16 protein-coding genes are annotated in these 17,729 nt (G+C 63.7%); 7 read left to right on the forward strand and 9 right to left on the reverse strand.

The annotated features are described in order from the left end of the window. Nucleotides 1–7: 7 nt before the first annotated feature. A complete protein-coding gene (hypB, locus tag N7E70_RS23855) occupies nt 8–820 on the reverse strand; it encodes a hydrogenase nickel incorporation protein HypB (RefSeq protein ID WP_263007834.1) in 813 nt (270 codons plus the stop codon). On the opposite strand from hypB, the gene N7E70_RS23860 reads away from it, so the two are divergent. Next, nucleotides 809–1,084, forward strand: coding sequence for a hypothetical protein (locus N7E70_RS23860; RefSeq protein ID WP_263007835.1), 276 nt, complete (start codon nt 809–811; stop codon nt 1,082–1,084). The genes hypB and N7E70_RS23860 overlap by 12 nt on opposite strands. Here N7E70_RS23860 and N7E70_RS23865 read toward each other — a convergent pair. Further along, nucleotides 1,030–1,734 carry a TetR/AcrR family transcriptional regulator gene (locus N7E70_RS23865; RefSeq protein WP_263007836.1) on the reverse strand — a complete coding sequence of 235 codons (705 nt, stop codon included), beginning with the start codon at nt 1,732–1,734 and terminating at the stop codon, nt 1,030–1,032. The two genes, N7E70_RS23860 and N7E70_RS23865, sit on opposite strands and share 55 nt — an antisense overlap. A 584-nt stretch (nt 1,735–2,318) precedes the next feature. Here N7E70_RS23865 and N7E70_RS23870 point away from each other — a divergent pair. From N7E70_RS23870 to N7E70_RS23880, 3 genes are all read left to right on the forward strand, one after another. Further along, nucleotides 2,319–2,510, forward strand: a complete 192-nt coding sequence (locus N7E70_RS23870; RefSeq protein WP_263007837.1) for a hypothetical protein — start codon at nt 2,319–2,321, stop codon at nt 2,508–2,510. Then, entirely contained in the window at nt 2,510–3,919 is a 1,410-nt protein-coding gene (locus tag N7E70_RS23875) for a purine-cytosine permease family protein (protein WP_263007838.1), read from the forward strand. The genes N7E70_RS23870 and N7E70_RS23875 overlap by 1 nt, the downstream gene beginning before the upstream one ends. Nucleotides 3,920–4,023: 104 nt before the next feature. Further along, on the forward strand, nt 4,024–4,587 hold the full coding sequence (locus N7E70_RS23880) for a helix-turn-helix domain-containing protein (protein ID WP_263007839.1): 564 nt from the start codon (nt 4,024–4,026) through the stop codon (nt 4,585–4,587). Here N7E70_RS23880 and N7E70_RS23885 read toward each other — a convergent pair. The 3 genes from N7E70_RS23885 to N7E70_RS23895 are packed head-to-tail and all read right to left on the reverse strand — an operon-like array spanning nt 4,562 to nt 8,985. Next, nucleotides 4,562–4,708, reverse strand: coding sequence for a hypothetical protein (locus tag N7E70_RS23885; protein ID WP_263007840.1), 147 nt, complete (start codon nt 4,706–4,708; stop codon nt 4,562–4,564). The two genes, N7E70_RS23880 and N7E70_RS23885, sit on opposite strands and share 26 nt — an antisense overlap. Before the next feature lie 15 nt (nt 4,709–4,723). Next, nucleotides 4,724–7,807, reverse strand: coding sequence for an efflux RND transporter permease subunit (locus N7E70_RS23890; protein WP_263007841.1), 3,084 nt, complete (start codon nt 7,805–7,807; stop codon nt 4,724–4,726). Next, nucleotides 7,804–8,985: an efflux RND transporter periplasmic adaptor subunit gene (locus tag N7E70_RS23895; RefSeq protein ID WP_263007842.1), complete on the reverse strand. Its 1,182-nt coding sequence runs from the start codon at nt 8,983–8,985 to the stop codon at nt 7,804–7,806. Before N7E70_RS23895 ends, N7E70_RS23890 begins: the two co-directional genes overlap by 4 nt. Between N7E70_RS23895 and N7E70_RS23900 the strand changes: the two genes are divergently transcribed. Then, nucleotides 8,969–9,667, forward strand: coding sequence for a TetR/AcrR family transcriptional regulator (locus tag N7E70_RS23900; protein WP_331461847.1), 699 nt, complete (start codon nt 8,969–8,971; stop codon nt 9,665–9,667). The two genes, N7E70_RS23895 and N7E70_RS23900, sit on opposite strands and share 17 nt — an antisense overlap. A 78-nt stretch (nt 9,668–9,745) precedes the next feature. Here N7E70_RS23900 and smc read toward each other — a convergent pair whose 3' ends face one another. The 3 genes from smc to N7E70_RS23915 form a co-directional block, all read right to left on the reverse strand. Continuing rightward, nucleotides 9,746–13,204, reverse strand: coding sequence for a chromosome segregation protein SMC (gene smc / locus N7E70_RS23905; protein ID WP_263007843.1), 3,459 nt, complete (start codon nt 13,202–13,204; stop codon nt 9,746–9,748). Between the two features lie 60 nt (nt 13,205–13,264). Then, entirely contained in the window at nt 13,265–14,008 is a 744-nt protein-coding gene (locus N7E70_RS23910) for a DsbA family protein (RefSeq protein WP_263007844.1), read from the reverse strand. 143 nt (nt 14,009–14,151) lie between these two features. Further along, nucleotides 14,152–14,649, reverse strand: coding sequence for a DUF721 domain-containing protein (locus N7E70_RS23915; protein ID WP_055978324.1), 498 nt, complete (start codon nt 14,647–14,649; stop codon nt 14,152–14,154). Between the two features lie 57 nt (nt 14,650–14,706). Here N7E70_RS23915 and mutY point away from each other — a divergent pair, with 57 nt between their 5' ends. After that, nucleotides 14,707–15,819: an A/G-specific adenine glycosylase gene (mutY, locus tag N7E70_RS23920; protein WP_263007845.1), complete on the forward strand. Its 1,113-nt coding sequence runs from the start codon at nt 14,707–14,709 to the stop codon at nt 15,817–15,819. A gap of 7 nt (nt 15,820–15,826) precedes the next feature. Further along, nucleotides 15,827–16,438, forward strand: coding sequence for an HAD family hydrolase (locus N7E70_RS23925; protein WP_263007846.1), 612 nt, complete (start codon nt 15,827–15,829; stop codon nt 16,436–16,438). Between the two features lie 148 nt (nt 16,439–16,586). On the opposite strand, the gene N7E70_RS23930 is transcribed toward N7E70_RS23925, so the two are convergent. Further along, entirely contained in the window at nt 16,587–17,720 is a 1,134-nt protein-coding gene (locus N7E70_RS23930; RefSeq protein ID WP_263007847.1) for a site-specific DNA-methyltransferase, read from the reverse strand. Between the last annotated feature and the right edge of the window lie 9 nt (nt 17,721–17,729).

The raw sequence follows: 17,729 nt of genomic DNA on the forward strand, positions 1-17,729 counted from the left end.
CACAACCTCATGCGTGCAGCGTGTTGCAGATGGAGTCCACCCGTGCCTGCAGGTCTCGTGCGAGGTCCTGCAGCTGCTGCTGACGGGCGCGGACGATCCACTCCAGCCATTCCGTCATCCCGGTGCCATCACGCGCCGAAACGACGATGCTTTCGATCGCCGGGTTCACCTCGCGGGCACGGGCAACACAGGCCTCGATGTCGAAATCGCAGTAGGGTGCCAGGTCCGACTTCGAGATGACCAGAAGGTCGGCCGCGGCGAACGCCTCGGGATATTTGACCGGTTTGTCATCGCCTTCGGTGACAGACAGAATGACCACCTTGTGGGCTTCGCCAAGGTCGAAGCCGGCCGGGCAGGCAAGATTACCGACATTTTCGATGAACAGAACGCCGCCCTGCCGTAGCGAAAGCGAAGCGAGCGCACGCTGGATCATGTCGGCATCGAGGTGGCAGCCCTTGCCGGTATTGATCTGCACCGCCTGGGTGTCCGTCGCACGAATGCGATCGGCATCATTGGTCGTCTCCTGATCGCCTTCGATCACCCAGGTCGGGAAGGTGCCCTTCAACCGCTGCAAGGTCTCGACCAGCAAAGTGGTCTTGCCCGCCCCGGGGCTGGCGATCAGGTTGAGCGCAAGCACGCCATGCGCGCTGAGTTCGTCGCGGACGTCGTCGGCAAACATGCCGTTCTTGGCCAGGATATCCTGCTCGATCTGCACCAGCCGCTTCTGGCTCATGCCCGGAACATGGGTCTTGGCGGCATCCTTGCCGAAATGCAGATCACCAGGACCCGCCCCAGCAACGGAATGCCGGTGCTCATGCATGTCGCCGTCGCCATGAACGTGACCGTGGGCGTCGCCGTGGTGGTGGTGATGATGTCCGTCATCGTGGTCGTGGTGATGGTGCCCATCATGGTGATGATGATGATCGTCATCATCATGGTGATGGGCATGCAGGTGCTCGTGGTCACCCCCGCCGCTCTTGCCGTCAATGCGAATGTTCTCAGGCCCGCAGCCGCATACCTGGCACATGGCTATCTCCCGCTCTTGCTTGTGGAGGGGCTTTTGGCGGACGGGTCGCCGGCATAATCAAGCAACCCCCAGATCACCCCCTTGAGGTAACGCATCGCAGCCGGGATCGGAGTTCCATGCGGCATGAAGCAGCCGAAGTAGATACCGTCGATGTTGCGCGAAATGAACGCCGCCATCTCATCAGGATCCGGGCAGGAAAAAATGCCCGCCTCGACGCCTGTGTGGATGCAATCGGCGAAAAGCCTCTTCTCAGACTCGTAGTAATCCTCGACGAAGCTGTCGATGAACTTGGGACCGGAGTCCTTGGGGCCACAGGCATTGACGAACATGATGCGCGCGAGGCTACGCAGCGTCTCCGACATCTCGACATTGAGGTCCAGACAGGCGCTCAGCCGTTCGGCCGGACTTTCATGTTGCGCGACGAGCTCGCTATAGCGGGTCATCATTCGGTCAAGCGCGTGAAGCACGGAAGACTGGTACAGCGATTCCTTGTTCTTGAAGTAATAACAGATGAGCGAGTGAGCAACACCCATCTTCTTAGCGATTAGCGGGATCGTTACTCTCCCGTAATCTTCATCGGCGAAGCATTCCAGCGCCGCCTCCAGCAACGACTCTGCCCGGACGCCTGGATTGCGGTAGAGGCGGGTCGTGGCCCGTTTGACTGATTTCACGCGATCTTTGAGATGGATGAGAGCGGCAGATTCCATGGATGATTTCCTGACTTGAGCACTGCCGGAGAAGCGCGACGCGACTGCGTCGGTTCAGCACCTGAAGTAAGGCCAGACTGCCGCTTCAGGTGTCGAGGGCACTGGTACTCGACTGCACTTTCGAGCTTGACGCTACGTAGCTTTGATATCACTGTCAACATCAGTTTTCAACCACTTTGCAACTTAAAGTATCCTGCCCGCATTAGAGCGTTCAAGGGCATATGCCTTTCGTCTTGATACGTGCGAACTCGCTACTATTTTTACAATTGTGTCAGGAAAATTGTTTGACACGGAATTCAAACTGCCGCAACGTTATGGCGTGATGGGCAGCGACCCTATGCGACAAGACAACGAGCGCGCCGCACATCCGACAATCCGATGGAACCTGGGGTCGATCAGACAGGAGAACCCTTTGCGAGCTTCCCGGTCCTCAACAGAACCAATGCGTCGGGCGAAACTTTTGCCCGCGGGGGAAGCCGCGATGATTCCGGACTGCCAGGAAAACAGGACGATGCCAACCCCGGGGCGTTGAAGGACAATCAACGCCCCGATCGGTGTTAATTTAATCTTTGGAGGAGGATGAAATGACTATAGCTGCAACGAGCCCCGACAATGAAATACGTCGGGAATTGAACAGGCGACTGAACATCATTGCCGATCCGAACTATGAGGATCCGGCGCGAACCGACATATCGGGCCGCGAAATCGGCATGTGGTTCGCCGTCAACTCCTTTATCCTCGTCGTCGCGATCGCCATGTGGATCGGGGGTAACTGATGGCGTCCCAACCCAATTTCACCGGCGCAAGCTCCGCCTTCGGCACGCTACCAGTGCTGAAAGAAGAACGCGAGATCGGCTTCCTCGATCATTCCTGGATCAGTATCGGCCTCGCCATCGCCACTTGGGCATTCTTGTTTGGCGGCGCCACAGCCCTGCTTGTAGGTGCCCGCGACGGCATCTACGCCATCATCATCGGCAACGTCATCGGCGTGTCGATCATGGCCGTCAGCGTCTGCATATCGACCGGAAAGTTCGGGATCGAACAATTCACACTGATGCGCAGCGTCTTCGGGCCTATCGGCATCCTGATCCTGGTCGGGATTTTCCTGGCCTTCGGCGTCGGCTGGTCGGCAATCCTGTCGATCATGTTCGGGCGCGCGATCAGCGGCGCCATGAACCAGGTCGGCGGCACGCATATCGGCGAAAACGACCTCGGGGTCACGCTGTTCGCGATCCTCGCGATCGCAATCTCGTGGCTATTGCTGTGGAAAGGCCCGACTGTCGTCAAATGGCTCAACCGCTTTGTCGGCCCTGGCAAGCTCATCTTGTGCTTCGGCATCCTGTTTCTCATCTTCAGCCACAAGAGCTGGAGCGACATCAGCAGTGCCGCTCCTCTTGCACCGTTTGACGACCACAGGCTCAACTTCATGATCGCGGTCGAGTGGAATCTGGCTGCCGGTTTTGCCTGGTGGCCGGTTCTGGGCAACATCACGCGCTTCACGCGTACACCCCGCGCAGCACTTTGGCCCAATCTGATCGGCGTCTTTGCTGCTACTGTTCTCGGCGAAACTGTCGGGTTGTTTGCCGCGCTCAGCCTCGGGTCATCTGACCCGACCGCCTGGATGATCCCGCTCGGCGGAGCCTTTGTCGGAGTGACCGCGCTGCTGTTCGTCGGACTGGCAAACATCACCGCCATCGTCAGCATCTTCTACGGCATGTGCCTCGCCATGCGGCAGGCTGGCGGACGCTATTTCGAAGCCCTGCCATGGGGACTGCTGACCGGTGCGCTGTTTGTGCCGGCGATCGTCATCACCTTCTTCCCGGGCGAGTTCTACGACAACTTTTTCAAGTTCCTCGCCTGGACAGCCCTTAGCTTTGCGCCACTCTCCGGCGTGACGGCGATGGACTATCTGGTCCTGCGGCGAGGCCGGATCAAGCAGTGCGACGTCTTCAACGACGGTGCCGATTCCGACTACGCCTTCTGGCGCGGCATCAATCCGGCTTCGTTCCTGGCTCTGGTGGGCGGAGGCCTCGTCTACTACGCGTTGTTCGATCCCCAGTCGCTTGCCGCGCATGGTCCATTCGTCTGGATCAGTGCGTCCGTTCCTGCCTGTCTGGTGGCAGCGATCCTTCACTACGTTCTAACCAAGACGATAGTGATGCCGGCACGGCGCGGAGGATATTGATCCCGGGCCTCGGGTGGTCCGTTCACATGACGGATCACCCGCCTCACGCAATCCCCAGCACCATCGATCCAGATCCCAAAGTGAAGCGAGCCAGGGAACCACTGTTGCATACGGCAATCGGTCGTGAGGTTCGCGCCTTCCGAACCAGGCACGGTATGAAGGTGAGCGACCTGGCGGCGGCCACGAACCTGTCGGTGGGAATGCTCTCCAAGATCGAGAACGGGGGCATTTCGCCCTCACTGACGACGTTGCAGGCGATATCGCGCGGCTTGGCTGTGCCCATTACCTGGCTGGTGAGCCGATTCGAAACTGAATGTACCGCCGTCTTCGTCAAAGCCGGTAGCGACGCTGTTCCGAACAGCAAGGCTGCCAGACAGCAGTGCAAGCCCCTCGGCCATACAGACGTCAACGCCAATGGACTGCTCGTCGAGCCCCATCTGATCTCCCTCACCTGTGAGACAGACGTCTTTCCGGCGGCCGGCCATCAAGGCACCGTCTTCCTCTACCTGCTGCAAGGCGAGATCTCGTACCGTCACGGGGCCAGTATTTATCGAATGTCTCCAGGGGATAGCCTGTTCTTCGACGCGACGATCCAACATGGTGCCGAGAAACCGGCCCAACTGCCCGTCCGCTGCTTGTCCATCATGACCCGCCGTCGGGACCGATGATACGAAGCTCCCAGTCGGTGAAGGTCTCGGAGCCATCGCTCGTGCGCTGCTGCTCGACGAAGTCGGCTACGGCGTAGGGCTCATAAGAAAAGGCCCCGGATCGCTCCGGGGCCTTTCGCATGTCTCATCCACCAGTTCAGTGATGAGCCGTTTCGGCCATCTGCTTGGCATCAGGCAACTCGGCATGTGCTGCCAGGTCCTTGCGCGAGATGAAGGTGTAGAACATCGGCACCACGAACAGCGTGAACACCGTGCCGACGATCACGCCCGAGAAGATCACCAGGCCCATCGAGTAGCGTGCGGCAGCACCCGCACCCGAGGCAACGATCAGCGGCACGACGCCGAGCGCCATCGCGGCCGTGGTCATCAGGATCGGCCGCAGGCGAACCTTGGCCGAGGCGATGATCGCCTCGCTGCGCGACAAGCCATGCTCCTCGCGCTGCTGGTTGGCGAATTCGACCAGCAGGATGCCGTGCTTGGTGATCAGTCCTATCAGCGTGATCAGGCCGACCTGGGTGTAGATGTTGAGCGTACCGAGGCCGAGGTTGAGCGGTACGATGGCGCCGAAGATCGAAAGCGGCACCGACATCATGATGATGAACGGGTCGCGGAAGCTTTCGAACTGTGCCGCCAGCACCAGGTAGATCACGACGATGGCAAGTGCGAAGGCGATCAGGATCGTGCTGCCCTGCTCGCTTTCCAGGCGCGACTGGCCGGAGTAGTCGACGAAGAAGCCACCCGGCAGCAACGGCCGCGCTATGTCCTCGATCGTCTTCAGGCCGTCGCCGGTGGTCACACCGGGCACCGGCAGTGCCGAGATCGTCGCCGAATTGAGCTGGTTGAACTGCTCGATAGAAGCCGGCGACGAGTTGGTCTTGATCGTCACGACGGCCGACAGCGGCACCATTTGCCCGTTGACGCTGCGAACGAAGAACTCGCCGAGCTTCTCCGGATTGTTCCGGTACTCCTCCGGCACCTGCATGATGATGTCGTAGCTGTTGGAATCGCGGTCGAACTCGGCGATCGCGCCGCCGCCGACCAGGAGGCTCAGCGTCGATCCGACATCGCTGACGGACAGGTTGAGCGCTGCGGCACGATCGCGGTCGATGGTCACGGTGACCTGCGGCGCGTCAAAGGACAGCGAGTTCTGCACGACGATGAAGCGTCCCGAGGCCTGCGCCTTTTCCTTGATCTGCTCGGCCACCTCATAGACCTGGCTCGGATCGCCGGTCGACTGGATGACCATCGAGATCGGCAAGCCGCCGCCGGCGCCCGGAAGCGACGGTGGTGCGAAGACCAGCGCCTGCACGCCGCTGACCTTTGACAGCCGACCCTGGATATCGGCCTGCAACTCGGCCTGCGACCGGTCGCGATCGGCCCAGTCCTTGAACGCCCAGACCGAGAAGCCCGAATTGGTCTCGCCGCCCATGCCAACGATGGAGAAGTTGGCCTTGAGCTCCGGCAGGTCCTTGGTCAGGTCGCGGATCTGGTCGGCGTAGAGGCTGGTGTACTCCGTCGTCGCATAGCGGGGTGCGGTGATCAGCGAGAACAGCGCGCCCGAATCTTCTTCAGGCGCCAGTTCGCTCGACGTCTTGAAGAACATGAAGCCCGTCACCGAAACCAGTGCGATGACGATCAGCAGCGTCACCGGCCGGTACTTGAGCGAGCCGGCCACCAACCGCTCATAACGGTTGGCGACCCGTTCGAAGGTGCGGTCGACGAACTGCGCGAAACGGCTGTGGTTGCCGGCCTTCAGCAGACGCGCCGACATCATCGGGGTGATGGTCACCGCGATAAAGCCGGAGATGACGACGGCACCTGCCAGCGTCACCGCGAATTCGCGGAACAGCGAACCGGTGAGACCGCCGGTGAAGGCGAGCGGGGCGAAGACGGCGGCGAGCGTGATGGTCATGGCGACCACCGGCGCGAAGATCTCGCGCATGCCCTTGAACGCCGCCTGCATCGGCGTCATGCCCTCTTCCATGTGGCGGTGGATATTTTCGACCACCACGATGGCGTCGTCGACGACCAGTCCGATCGCCAGCACCATGGCCAGCAGGGACAAGAGGTTGATCGAATATCCCATCATCAGAAGGATGAAGCAGACACCGATCAGCGACAGCGGAATGGTCACCACCGGCATCAGCACCGAACGGAACGAGCCGAGGAACAACAGGATGACGACGATGACGATGGCGACGGCTTCGGCGATGGTCTTGAACACCTCTTCGATCGAGGCGCTGATGGTCTCGGTCGAATCATAGACCATGGTGATGGTCATGCCTTCGGGCAGGCTGGCGCTGATGGCCGGCAGCTCGGCGATGACGGCTGCTGCCGTGTTCAGCGGGTTGGCCGAAGGTGTCGGGAAGATGCCGATGAAGGTGCCCGGCTCGCCGTTGAAATTGACGACGGTGTCGGTGCTTTCGGCGGCCAACTCGACATGCGCGACATCGCGCAGCCGGACGACGTTGCCGTTCGCGGACTTGAGCGGCAGTTCGGCGAAAGACTCCGGTGTCTGCAGCGTCGACTTCATGGTGATCGAGTAAGCGACGTATTCGTTCTTGGTCTTGCCCGGCGCCGACAGGAAGTTGGAGGCGTTGATGGCCTGCAGCACTTCGGCGGCGGTGAGGCCGCGCGCGGCGAGCTTCACGGGGTCGATCCAGACGCGCATCGAATAGTTGGCAGCGCCCAGGACCTGGACTTCGGCAACGCCTTCGATGGTCGACATGCGCGGACGGATGACGCGCTCGATGTATTCGGTCAGCTCTTCCGAGCTCATGTTCGGGTTCTGCATCGCCAGATACATGATGGCGAACTGCATACCCGTGCCCTTGACGATGGTCGGGTCCTTGGCGTCGCTCGGCAGCTGACCGCGCACCTGCTGGACCTTGGACATGACCTCGGTCAGCGCGGTATCAGGGTTTGAACCGAGTTCCATCTGCACGGTCACCGTGCTCGACGACGGGCGGCTCTGCGAGGTGACGTAGTCGATGTTCTCCGTCGTCGCCACCGCGGCGGCGATCGGCGCGGTGATGAAGCCCTGGATCAGGTCGGCACTGGCGCCGGGATAGACGGTGGAGATGGTAATGACCGTCTCCTCGACCTCGGGGTACTGCCGAACCGACAGGTTGAACAGTCCCTGGAAGCCCAGGAGCAGGATCATGAAGGCGACCACCGTCGACAGGACGGGGCGGCGAATGAAGATGTCGGAAAAACTCATTTCGCGGTTGCCTTCGCATTGGCCGAGGCTGTCGGCGAAACGGTGTTGTCGATCTTCACCGGCGTGCCGTTGGTCAGCCTGTTCTGTCCGGCAATGACCAGTTCGTCGCCCGCCGACACGCCTTCGGTGATCTCGACGCGGCCTTCGGAGCGGCGGCCGACCTTGACGAACACCTGCCTGACGGCAAGAGCCGGCTCAGCCGCCGCCGGCTGGGCGGGTGCGGCAGATGCGGCGGCGGAAGCTGCAGTGCCTGCGGCCGCCTTGGCCTCGGCCGGACGAACGACATAGACGTAGTCGCCATAGAGGCTGGTGGTCAGCGCGGTCTGCGGCACGGCCAGCACGCCGTCTTCCTCGGGCAGCTCGACGCGGACGCGCACGAACTGGCCGGGGCTCAGATTGCCTTCCGGATTGGTGATTTCGGCGCGGACCGAGACCAGGCGGCTCTGCGGATCGACCTTGGGGTCGATACCAACCACCGAGCCCTTGAACGGCATGTCGTCGGCGGCAATGCCGAAGCCTACCGGCTGGCCGATCTTCAACAGGCCAAGCTGCTGCTCGGGAACGGAAAAATCGGCGCGCATCGTTTCGAGATCCTGGAGCGTGGCGACGATCGTGCCCGGCGCCAGATACTGGCCGTCATCCACCTTCGGAATGCCGATGGTGCCGGAGAACGGCGCACGCAGCTGCTTCTGGTCGACCACGGCCTGCAGCTTCTGCACCTGTGATGCCGATGTCGAGGCGGCTGCCCTTGCAGCATCGAGAGCGACTTCGGAGCCGACGCCGCGACGCTGCAGCTCGATGGCGCGGTCGAGCGACTGCTGGTCGAGCGCCGCCTGGGTCTTGGCGGCCGCCAGGTCCGCCTGCTGAACTGTATCGTCGAGCTGGATCAGCACGTCGCCCTGGTTGACGCGCTGGTTGGCCGCGAACTTGATGTCCTTGATGATGCCGGCCTGTTCGACCGTCAGATCGACGCCCTGGGAGGCGTTGACCGTGCCGATGGTTTCGATGCCGGGCGTCCACGGTGCGGGCTCGACCTTGGCGGTCGCCACGGTCACCGAGGCGACCGGCATGTTGGCGAAGAATTGCTGGATCGCGTTGTCGCGGAAGACGTTGAATCCAACGATGCCGCCGCAGACGAGAACGAGCAATACGAGAGCGATGATGAGACGCTTGATCAAAGGAGATCCCCAATCGGCATCCGGGCGGGCCGCGATGCACATTGAACCTGTTTATATGAAAACCCAAGTGCGGGGCGCTTACTGTACCGTCTGGACGGTAATGTCAATCGACGATAATGTGAAGTTTCACGGAGACGCCATCATGTCGGGCCACAGACCTAGTTCACGCGACAAAATTCTCGCTGCCGCCGCCGAACTTGCCGACATTGTCGGCCCGGGCAACCTGTCGCTCGATGCGGTGGCCCAGCGCGCCGGGGTGTCGAAGGGCGGGCTGCTCTATAATTTCCCCACCAAAGCCAAGCTGATGCAGGCCCTGGTCCAGGATTACCTCAAGACCTTCGAGGAAGCGCTCAGCGCCAAATCGTCCGACGACGAAGCCAATAGCAGCCTGGCTGCCTATGTCGAGCTGTCGGCCCAGGAGTGCAGTCAAAAGCAGCACTCTGCGGCCGGCGTCCTTGCCGCCCTCGCCGAAGACCCCGATTTCCTCAATCCGGTCAGGGACTTCAAACGCCATCTGCTCGACCGCCTCAAGGCCGAAAATCCCGATACGGCCAAGCTGCTCGTGGCTTTCCTCGTCATCGAAGGGCTGCGCAGCATGAAGCTCTTCGACATGGACATACTCCACGAGGATGAACGCAACATGGCGATCGCCTATCTGCTCGAGCAAGCTGCAGTGCAGTAGGCGCGCCTCGCCGAGCCGGTCCCGGAGCGCCGGAAAGCCTCATTGGCTCGCATGGGCTGGCCGCGAACCGGTTGCGGGTCAGCTCGCCTCGCGCAGGGCCTCGGCGGCCTGGAGGTCGACTGAGACAAGCTGACTGACGCCCTGCTCGGCCATGGTCACGCCGAACAGGCGATTCATCCGCGCCATGGTGATCGGGTTGTGCGTGATGACGACAAATCGCGTTTCGGTCGATGCCGCCATCTCGTCCATCAGGTTGCAGAAACGCTCGACATTGTGGTCGTCGAGCGGCGCATCGACCTCGTCGAGCACGCAGATCGGCGCCGGATTGGTCAGGAACACCGCGAAGATCAGGGCCATCGCCGTCAGCGCCTGCTCGCCGCCGGACAACAGCGTCATCGTCTGCGGCTTCTTGCCGGGCGGGCGGGCAAGGATTTCGAGACCGGCTTCGAGTGGGTCCTCGGATTCGATGAGCTGAAGCTCCGCCGTGCCGCCGCCGAACAGGTGGGTGAACAAGCGCTTGAAATGGCCGTTGACGAGATCGAAAGCGGCCAGCAGGCGCTCGCGCCCTTCCCGGTTCAGCCCTTGGATACCCTGGCGCAGCTTGCGGATGGCCTCGATGATATCCTCACGCTCGGAGACGATCGCCTCGAGCCGCTCGGACAGTTCCTTCTGCTCTTCCTCGGCCCGCAGGTTGACCGCACCGAGCCGCTCGCGCTCGATCTTGAGGCGCTCCAGCGTGCGCTCGACCTCAACCGGGTCCGGCATCGGGCTGTCGGCTTCGAGACCGGTATGCCGAAGGACCAGATGGGGCGGTGTCGCAAGCACTTCCTGGATGCGTGCCTCGACCTCGCGGCGACGTTCGTCGGCGGCGGTCAGGCGCTCCTCGGCCCGCGCACGGGCCTCCCGGGCTTCGGCCAGCCCCTGGATCGCGGCGGTCGCCGCCTTGTCGAGAACGGCCTGCCTGGCCTCGGCCTCCTGCAGGCGATCGGAGACTTCCTTGCGCGAGACCTCGGCGCGGCCGAGCTCCGACATCAGCGCCCTGCGGCGGACGTCGAGTTCGTCCGGCGCTTCGGCCAGCGTTTCGCGCTCGGCTGCAGCTTCCTCGCGCCGCTCGGCGAGCGCCTCGATCTGCTCGCCAGCACTTTCGGCACGCAGCACCCAGCTCTGGCGCTCGGCGGCGATCGCCGCAAGCCGGCGCGCCCTGGCCTCGGCCTCGCGGCTGAGCCCGTCATGCACGGCGCGCGCATCGGCCACCGCCGAGCGATCGCGCGCGACGGCGCCCGAAAGCTGTTCGAGGCGCATCTGCAGGTCGGCGAGATCAGGTGCCGAGCCAAGCAGGTCCTCGGCCTCGACATAGGTCGCTTGCGCCTCTTCATGCGCATCGGCGACACGCGCCCGGGCCTCGTCGAGCGCGGCACGGCGGCTGGTCAATTCGCCCGCAGCCTTTTCGGCCTGGGCCAGCGCATCGCGGGCCGCCCCCACCTCGTGCTGCGCTTCGCGCCAAGCCTGCCGGGCCTGACGCTCTGCCTCGGTGCTTTCGCGTAGCGCATTTTCGGCACGTGCCAGCGCTTCTTCGGCCTTGCGCACCAAAAGTGTCGCCTCGACCGCCTCGGCGTCGAGTTCGGCAAGCCGGTTCTTCTGCGCAAGCCGTTGTGCTGCCGCGGTCGGGGCATCGGCGCTGGCGGTCAATCCGTCCCAGCGCCACAGCGCGCCTTCGCGGCTCACAAGGCGCTGGCCGGGCATCAGAAGCCGCTGCAGCTTTGCGCCCTCGGCGGCATCGACCACGCCGACCTGTGCGAGGCGTCGCGCCAGCTGGCGCGGTGCGCGGACAACCTCGGCAAGGCTGCGCGCGCCATCGGGCAGCTTCGGATCGCCCGGCGCCGGTTCGGCATCGCCCCAATGGACGGGCGCAGCACGGTCGAGCGCTGCTTCGAGATCGTCGCCAAGGGCAGCGCCGAGAGCCGTCTCGAACCCGCGTTCGACGCCGATCTGTTCCAGCACAGCCGGGAAAAGGTCGCCCGAGGCAGCATTGATGATCTTGGCCAGCGTGCGCGCTTCGGTCTCGATACGCGCCAGTTCGGCCTTGGCTTCTTGCAGCGGCGCGCGCGACGAAGCTTCCGCCTGCCGTGCCTCGGTGACCGCACGTTCGGCCTCGGTGGCAGCAAATTCTGCCTCTTCGAGCGCTTCCTGCGCTGCTTCGGCAAGCATCTGCTTTTCCGCCGGATCGGCGAGTGCAGAGATGCGGGCGGCAATCTCGCTTGCCTCGCGGTCGAGCTCGGCCAACTGGCGGGCGAAACGGTCGCGGCGTTCGGCGGCATCGCGCATCGCGCGCTCGGCCTGGGTGCGTCCGGCGGCGGCGTCGGCGCGTTCGGCGGTCACCCGGCCCAGTTCCGCCTCGGTCAGCGCCAACGTCGCCATCGCCTCTTCGAAGGCAGCGCGTGTCGCCGTCTCGCGGTCGGTCGCGCCGGCGTTCTCGTCGTTGAGCGACTTTTCCTCGGCGTCGAGGCGCGACAGGATCGCGGCGTTGTCGCCGATCATGCGCTGCTCGCGGGCAATGTCGGCGTCGAGCTGCTGCAGACGGCGGTCGAGTTCGCTCTGGCGCGAGTTGATGCGCCCAGCTTCTTCCTCGAGCTGCGAACGGGCAATGGAGAGCCGTTGGAAGGTCGCGGCCGCCGCAGCAGCGGCATCGCGCATTTCCGGCAACTTGTGTGCGCCGACCGCCTGGTCCCTCGCCGCCGCCATCTGGGCCGCGGCACGGTCACCGACCAGTGCCGTCGCCGTCGCCAGTGCCGACTGCGCTTCGCCTTCCTGGGTCTTGGCCAGCGTCCAGCGCAGATGCAGCAGCGTCGCTTCCGCCTTGCGGATGTCGGCGGACAGGTTCTTGAAGCGGGAGGCCTGGCGCGCCTGGCGCTTCAAGCTTTCGATCTGGCTTTCGAGTTCGCCGACGACATCGTCGAGGCGTTCGAGGTTCTGTTCTGCCGCGCGCAGACGCAACTCGGCTTCGTGGCGACGTGTATGAAGGCCGGAGATGCCGGCCGCTTCTTCCAGCAGCGCACGGCGCGCCTGCGGCTTGGCCTGGATCAGTTCGCCGATGCGCCCCTGCCCCACCATCGACGGCGACCGGGCACCGGTCGACTGGTCGGCGAACAGAAGCTGCACGTCCTTGGCACGCGCTTCCTTGCCGTTGATGCGATAGACGGAGCCTGCCTCGCGCTCGATCCGGCGCGACACCTGCAACTCGTCGGCATCGTTGAAGGAAGGCGGGGCTGTGCGGTCGGAATTGTCGAGGAACAGCGTCACTTCGGCGGTGTTGCGCGCCGGCCGGGTGCCCGAACCCGAGAAGATGACGTCGTCCATGCCGGAAGCGCGCATGTTCTTGTACGAGCTTTCGCCCATCACCCAGCGCAACGCTTCGACCAGATTGGATTTGCCGCAGCCATTCGGCCCGACAATGCCGGTGAGGCCGCGTTCGATCACGAACTCGCCCGGCTCGACAAAAGACTTGAAACCGAGAAGGCGGAGGCGCGAAAACTTCATTCGCGCCAGTCCGCACGCAAGGGTACGCCGAAGCCGCGTGGCCCCGGCGCTACGAACCTGTCAGAGCATGCCGTCGATAACCGCCGACATTTCCTCAATGGACATCGCCCCTTTGTAGACATTCCCGTTGATGAAGAAGGTCGGCGTGGAGTCGACCTTGAAATCCTTCTCGCCGCGGGCACGCACCGCCCTGATATCGTCCAGAAGCTTCTGGTCAGTCAAGCAGGCCTCGAACGACTCCTGTGAAAAGCCGGCCAGCTTGGAAATTTGCAGCAGCGCGTCCTTCGGGTTCTGCGACGCTGCCCAGTTCGACTGCTGCTTGAACAGCACGTCGACCATCGGGAAGTAGTTATCCTTCGAGCAGCGCGCAAGCATGAAGCCCGCCTCGGCCAGCGGGTCGAAGGGGAACTCGCGGTAGATCAGGCGCACCTTGCCGGTATCGATGTAGTTGGTCTTGATCGTCGGCAGCGTCTTCTCGTGGAAGCTGGCGCAGTGCGGGCAGGTCATCGAGGCGTATTCGACGATGGTCACCGGCGCGTCCGCCTTGCCGAGCACCATGTCGGGCAGGCTGCCGGCTTCGAGCAGCTTGGCCATGTCGACCGTGCCCTGCGCCTCGGGCGCCTTCACCGCCTGGACAGGCGTCGCAGGAGCGGCCGGGGTGGCGGCCGGCGTTGCCGGCTCGGCAGGCTTGGGCGTTGCCGCGTTGGCCTGCTCGCCGGAGTCGCTGCAAGCTGAAAGCAGCGCCGCGGCCGAAACGGCTGCGATCCCGGTAAGTGCGGTCCTGCGAGAAATCGAACGAAGCATACGAATCACCTGACGATGGTTGGATTTTGCAATGTGCGGTTACGTGAAAGCGAGAGTTGGCGCGAATTAAGGCATGGCTGTCCCCAAACCAATCGCGATTTGCCGCACTTTCGATCACGAATGCGCGAGAAAGACAGCCAGTTCTACTTTCGGCTGCCCAGTATGCTGGCGCCAAGCTTCTCGAGCGATGCCTTCAGGCCCTCGTCCTCGATCAGGCGCACCGCGCCCGACAGCTTGCCCTGCTCGGCGTCGGTCAGCTTGCGAAGGCGCGGCCGCGGCCTGGTTGCCGCTCCCGAAACCGGTTTCTGGACGATGCGGATTCGGCCTATGGCGTTGAAGCCGAGATAGGAATTGACCCGGCCGATGATCTCGCCGGTCTCGTGCTGGAGATGCAACGCTGCCGGCCCCGAGCAGGCGACGATCAGCACCGCCGGTTCGAACGGATCGTCCTCATGCATGCGCCGCGGCCACTGGATCTTTTCAGGCCGGGTGTTGTGGGCAAGGCGGGGGCCGACGATCTCTTCCCAAGACTGGACGAGCCCGACCGAGATGCCGGTGCGCTTGCGCAGGACGGGATCGAGGATGGCGCTCGCCAGATCGCTGACCGGGACGGGATTGCCCGTCCACCTTTTCCCTGCCATGTCGTTCTCCAGAATACCCCTGTCGACACGCAACGCCGAAGGCAGTCCAGACCATCAATGGCATCCCCGACCGATAGCCGCAAGCACGCCGCCGATGTCGACGGCAGGATCGCTGAACTGCTGCTCGCATGGTACGACGTTCACCATCGCGAGTTGCCCTGGCGCACGCCCCCCGCAGACCTGAAGCGGGGCATCCGCCCGGATCCCTACCGCGTCTGGCTGTCGGAGATCATGCTCCAGCAGACCACCGTCGAGGCGGTGAAGCCCTATTTCCGCGCCTTCCTCGAGAAATGGCCCACCGTCCGGTCTCTGGCGGACGCCGAAGCCGAGGACGTGATGAAGGCCTGGGCCGGGCTCGGCTACTACTCGCGCGCCCGGAACCTCAAGGCCTGCGCCGAACAGGTGGTGCAACTGCCGGGCGGACGCTTCCCCGACAGCGAGAACGGCCTGCGCGAACTGCCCGGCATCGGCCCCTATACGGCGGCGGCGATCGCTTCGATCGCGTTCGGCCGGCCGGCGGCGGTCGTCGACGGCAATGTCGAGCGCGTGGTCACCCGGCTGTTTTCGATCGCAACGCCCCTGCCCCAGGCCAAGGTGGAAATCCGTGCGCATGTCGAGCGCATGCTCGCCGCCGCGAGGCCCGGCGACTTCGCCCAGGCGATGATGGACCTCGGCGCCACCATCTGCACGCCGCGCCGGCCGCGCTGCATGCTGTGCCCGCTGCGTGACGACTGCAGCGCCATTGCCCATGGCGACCCCGAGCTTTACCCGGTCAAGCCGGCCAAGGCGGAAAAGCCGATGCGGCGGGGCGCGGCCTTCGTCGCCGTCACGCCGGACGGTTCGGTGCTGTTGCGCAAACGGCCCGGCAAAGGCCTTCTCGGCGGCATGACCGAGGTGCCGACGACGGGCTGGACCTCACGGATCGACGGCGCGACAGGCGCCGCCAGCGCCCCCTTCCCCGCCAGTTGGCGGCGTGCCGGCAGCATTGCCCATGTCTTCACCCATTTTTCGCTCGACCTCGAAGTCTATCGCGCCGAGGTGCCGCCGGGCGCGCCACCCCAGGGGCACTTCTGGTCGGCCGCGGTCGCGCTCAATGGCGAAGCCTTGCCAACCGTCATGAAAAAAGTCATCGAAGCTGCCATACCGGGCGCAACGAAACGAACACGCTAGGGAAGCCATGAGCGAGATCCGCCACATCGTCTACGACATCGGCAAGGTGCTGATCCACTACGACCCGGAAATCCCCTTCAGCCGCATCATCCCCGACGCCGCCCAGCGCCGCTGGTTCTTCGACAATGTCTGCACCAGCGAATGGAACATCGAGCAGGATCGCGGCCGGACCTGGGAAGAAGCCGAGGCGCTGCTGGTCGCCGATTTCCCCGAGCACGAAAACAACATCCGCGCCTTTCGCCAGAACTGGCACGAAATGGTGCCGCACCACTACGAGGACAGCGTCTCCTTGATGGAAAGCCTCGTCGCCGCCGGCCACGACGTCACCTTGCTGACAAACTGGGCCTCGGACACCTTCCGCGAAGCACGCGGCCGTTTCCCGTTCCTCGAAACGCCGCGCGGCGTGACCGTGTCGGGCGACGTCGGCCTGATCAAGCCCGACCGCCGCATCTACGATCTACATGTCGCGACCTTCGGCCTCGACCCGAAAGCTTCGCTGTTCATCGACGACAGCCAGAAGAACGTGAACGCCGCCATCGACGCCGGCTGGCAGGCAGTGCTGTTCACAAATGCGAAAACGCTCGAGGCGGACCTCGAGCGTCTCGGGATCGGACGGTGACTGGAAACCGGCCGATCGACGAATCCGGACTGGCTAGATTGGCTGCCGGAATTCAATTCTTATCGCAGGCCCGAACCGGGCTCTGAAGGTCCAGAACGGAGTGTCGATGCAGGCTGCGCGCCGGTTTATCCGGCGCGAGACTGATCGATCAGGCTCCCGCCTTTTCCATGCCGACGCGGACGATGCGGCGCAACTCGTCGATCTGGGTCAGGCCGCCGGCGCGTTCGTAGTGCCAGAAGGTCCAGCCGTTGCAGGCGTCGAGCCCCTGGACCGACGCACCGACGCGGTGGATCGAGCCGGCGGTGTCACCGATCGCCAGCGTGCCGTCGGCACGAACCTTGGCCGCCCAGCGCTTCTTGGCATCGTACAGCGTGGCGCCGGGCGCCAGCAGGCCCATGTCGAGCAGGCTGCCGAAAGCGACCCGCGGCTCGGCGCGCTTGCCGGTGAGCACGGTGAGTGCCGGGCCTTCGAGCGGACGCACCGAAGCGATGCGCTCGTTGGCGGCGTCGATATAGGCCTGCTCGCGTTCGATGCCGACGAAGTGGCGGCCGAGGCGCTTGGCCACCGCACCCGTCGTGCCCGAGCCGAAGAACGGGTCGAGGACCACGTCGCCGGGCTTGGTCGAGGCCATCATGATGCGGGCAAGCAGCGCCTCCGGCTTCTGCGTCGGGTGCAGCTTGTTGCCGTCCTCGTCCTTCAGGCGCTCGCCGCCGGTGCAGATCGGGAACAGCCAGTCCGAGCGCATCTGGACGTCGTCGTTCGACGCCTTCAGCGCATCGTAGTTGAAGGTGTAGTTCTTGCCCTTCTGGTCGCGCGAGGCCCAGATCATGGTCTCATGGGCGTTCTGGAAGCGGCGGCCGCGGAAATTCGGCATCGGGTTGGTCTTGCGCCAGACGACATCGTTGAGGATCCAGAAGCCGAGGTCCTGCATCGTCGCGCCGACGCGGAAAATGTTGTGATACGAGCCGATGACCCAGATTGTGCCGTTCGGCTTCAGCACGCGGCGGGCGGCAAGCAGCCAGGCGCGGGTGAAGGCGTCATAGGCGGCGAAGCTCTCGAACTGGTCCCAATGGTCGTCGACCGCGTCGACCTTCGACTGGTCGGGGCGATGCAGGTCGCCGTCGAGCTGCAGGTTGTAGGGCGGGTCGGCAAAGATGATGTCGACGGAGTTGGCCGGCAGCTTGTCGAGCGCCGCCACGCAATCGCCCTTGATGATGGTGTCGAGCCATTCCGACTGCTGGGGAGTGCGGGAAAGCTGGTCGAGAGGACGCACTGCTGACATTCTGATACC

Source organism: Aminobacter sp. NyZ550 (assembly GCF_025628925.2).
Classification (GTDB): Bacteria; Pseudomonadota; Alphaproteobacteria; order Rhizobiales; family Rhizobiaceae; genus Aminobacter; species Aminobacter ciceronei.